This is a genomic window from Acidocella sp. (assembly GCF_052326845.1).
Taxonomy (GTDB): Bacteria; Pseudomonadota; Alphaproteobacteria; order Acetobacterales; family Acetobacteraceae; genus Acidocella.
The window spans coordinates 1-3,172 of the sequence record NZ_JBKQJR010000059.1; the positions used below are offsets into that span (position 1 = coordinate 1).

Below are 3,172 nucleotides of genomic sequence, written 5' to 3' on the forward strand. Positions count from 1 at the left end.
TTTGAGCTGCTGCGGGGTAGACACGATTTTGCCCGAGGTTCTTCACATGGTACAGAGCGGCATCCGCTCCCTTAAGCCACGCATTCACGATTTCACTGGCTTGTGACCACTGCGCGACGGCTGACAGCTACCGTGACGCTGCCTTGGTGTGTGAATTTAATCCCGTTCCCGACCAAATTGACCAGCACTTGTTTTAACCGGGTTGGATCGCCTCGGAGTACTGTCGGCGCATGGGCGCCGAGTTCAAAGCGTGTGAATCGGCGTCACGATGTGGCTCCATAAAACCCAGCTAAATCTGATGGTTGGTGCGCCGATTGGCACCGAAATACCTTGCCGATCCACATCCATAATATCACGCCACCCAAATTCGAGGCTTCAGTGTCCGGCAATTACAGCCGCGCCGCGGGGGGGCCTGCTCGCATCGGTTACGGAACACGCACGCTTGCCCCATACCGGGCGCGTTCCGTAACTCCGTCAGCACCATCGGGTGCAGCCGGGATGCCTATTTCCGGAAGTCGATCACGATGCGGCCCTGGATGTCACCATGATGCATCTTTGCGAAGATATCATTGACGTTCTCCAGCTTGTCGGTCGAAACCGTTGCCTTGACCTTGCCTTCCCCGGCAAAATCCAGCGCCTCCTGCAGGTCGAGACGCGTGCCGACAATCGAGCCACGCACGGTGATGCCGTTGATCACCGTATCGAAGATGTTAATCGGGAAATCGCCGGGTGGCAGACCGTTCAGCGCCACCGTGCCGCCGCGGTCGGCCATGCTGAGCGCCTGCGCGAACGCCTTCGGCGACACTGCGGTGACCAGCACGCCCTGCGCCCCGCCAATCTCCTTTTTCACATAGGCGATCGGGTCGGTCGTGCGTGCATTGACGGCCAGCACCGCGCCGAGCTGCTTGGCAAGTTCCAGCTTCGCGTCATCAACGTCGACGGCAAGGACATTCAGGCCCATCGCCTTCGCGTACTGCACGGCGAGATGCCCGAGTCCGCCAATGCCGGAAATCACCACCCACTCGCCGGGCCGCGTGTCGGTCACCTTCAGGCCCTTGTACACGGTCACGCCCGCGCACAGGATCGGCGCGATCTCGGCGAAATCGATGTTGGCCGGCAGATGCCCAACATAGTTGGCGTCGCCAAGAACATATTCGGCGAAGCTGCCATTCACCGAATAGCCGGTGTTATGCTGTTCCTTGCATAGCGTCTCCCAGCCGCCAAGGCAGTGCCGGCAATGGCCGCAGGCGTCGTGGAGCCAGGGCACGCCAACGCGGTCGCCCTCCTTCACAAAACCTACCCCCTGGCCAACCGCGACGACATGGCCAACGCCCTCATGCCCGGGGATGAAAGGCGGGTTCGGCTTGAACGGCCAGTCGCCGTCGACGGCGTGCAGATCGGTGTGGCACACACCCGTCGCGGCGACTTTGACAAGGATCTGCCCTGCGCCTGGCGTTGGCACCGGAACCTCTTCGATTACCAGCGGCTTTCCAAATTCGCGGACGACTGCCGCTTTCATGGTCTTGGTCATTGATGGTCTCTCCAAAGTTAAACTGAATTTCGCAATATGTCGTCACGGGGCGGCTGTTAGAGCCGCACCTCCTCCGCCATCTCCTTCAAGATCTCGGCACTCCGCTTCAGCGCGGCGCTCTCTCCGGCGTCGAGATTTGGCATGAACGTCTTCATGACACCGCCCCCGCCCAGAACGCGCGGCAACGACAGGGCCACGTTGCGCACGCCCAGGCAATCCTGCGTCATCATGGAGCAGGTGATCAGCGCCCGCTCATCGCCCTGGATGACCTGAGCGATGCGGGCGAGACCAGCGCCGACACCAAACCACGTCGCGCCCTTGCCCTGGATAATGTTATAGGCAGCGCGGCGCACGGCGGTATCGATACGGCTCTTGTCAGCGTCCGTGAGTTCCCGCCCCATCTGGCGCGCGGCCTCCGCCACTGAGATGTCGCCAACCATGGCGCCCGACCAATGCAATATCTCGCTGTCGCCATGTTCGCCGAGCACACGAGCATCGATATATGCCGGGCTGATCCCGAGATGCGCGGCGAGCAGCGTGCGGAACCGCGCCGAATCAAGAATGGTGCCGGAGCCGATCACCCGTTCCGGCGGAAACCCATGCCGGCCAGCGAGGACTGTCACAATGTATGTGATGATGTCGAGCGGATTGGACCCCACAAGGAAGATGCAATCCGATACCGCCGCCAGCACTGCCGGTATAATTCCGGAAAAGATTTCGGCGTTGCGCGACAGCAGATCCAGCCGGCTCTCGCCGGGTTTCTGGCTGGCGCCGGCCGCCAGCACGACAAGGCCCGCGCCAGCGAGATCGGCTATCTCCCCGGCGCGGACCCGGACAGGATATGACCAAGGGGTGGCGTCCAGAATGTCATGCGCCTGCGCCACGGCCAGCTCCGCCTTGCGGTCGACGAGCACGATCTCTGAGCCTACGCCGCGCATTGTCATGGCATAAGCAGCGGTGGCGCCAACCTGACCAGCGCCGATGATCCCGATTTTCATGCCATTCCTCCTATATCGATGATGGAATATTCTAACAGTATGAGCGAACATATTGCGCGCGAAGCAGCGCCAGAATGAAAGCAGGCGTCAGGAAAGCCGTGAAAATGAGAAAGCTGTCGCATCGATGGCGCTACGCCTCACCTTATCGGAATTGACTTCCTTGATCATCGTGCAGGGGATCATCGCCGCGGCGAATCCTGCGACATAATATTGAAGTATGCTGGGCAAATAGACGATGCCGATAAGGGACAGCGGCACGAGGATAATTCCGCACCCTTCAGCAGCCATCCACTGCTGGTCGCTCCGATCGAGCCAAGTCAGAACAGCATACCAGAGCGCCGGCTGGTAACGCGAAGATACCAGATGAGATTGGCAAATCCGTCCCATAACGGTCCGGCGATGCATTGCCTTTAATTGACGCAAAATCTTGGCTGTGCACGATCACGGCCATGATGAAGCGGCCGCGGGATGGGCTGAACGAGCGTTCACATCTGCCTTCAGCGAGTCACAGCTGACCGTGATGATCGCGCCGAGTGCTGCCGCCGATTTTGCGTCAATTAAAGGCAATGCATCGCACCCCACCCTCCTCCTCACCCCAAACTACATTGAAACGGCCGCTTGAGCGCGCGTCCGAGCTTCACCA

Annotated in this window: 3 protein-coding genes; all 3 read right to left on the bottom strand. The window is 60.3% G+C overall.

Translation table 11 applies throughout. The features are described 5' to 3' along the window. Positions 1–502: 502 nt before the first annotated feature. The gene (gene adhP / locus ACLPJJ_RS03820) at positions 503–1,531 is read right to left on the bottom strand and encodes an alcohol dehydrogenase AdhP (protein ID WP_443589606.1); all 1,029 of its coding nucleotides are present in this window, start codon (positions 1,529–1,531) and stop codon (positions 503–505) included. Positions 1,532–1,587: 56 nt separating this feature from the next. Further along, a complete protein-coding gene (locus ACLPJJ_RS03825; RefSeq protein ID WP_443589608.1) occupies positions 1,588–2,529 on the bottom strand; it encodes an L-lactate dehydrogenase in 942 nt (313 codons plus the stop codon). Between the two features lie 87 nt (positions 2,530–2,616). Next, positions 2,617–2,817 (bottom strand): hypothetical protein, encoded by a 201-nt coding sequence (locus tag ACLPJJ_RS03830; protein ID WP_443589610.1) that lies wholly within the window; start codon positions 2,815–2,817, stop codon positions 2,617–2,619. Positions 2,818–3,172 lie beyond the last annotated feature (355 nt).

What these genes read in the sequence shown, in the direction of transcription:
- adhP (WP_443589606.1), bottom strand. Translation starts at nt 1,531, where the DNA reads ATGACCAAGACCATGAAAGCGGCAGTCGTCCGCGAATTTGGAAAGCCG.
- ACLPJJ_RS03825 (WP_443589608.1), bottom strand. Translation starts at nt 2,529, where the DNA reads ATGAAAATCGGGATCATCGGCGCTGGTCAGGTTGGCGCCACCGCTGCT.
- ACLPJJ_RS03830 (WP_443589610.1), bottom strand. Translation starts at nt 2,817, where the DNA reads ATGGCTGCTGAAGGGTGCGGAATTATCCTCGTGCCGCTGTCCCTTATC.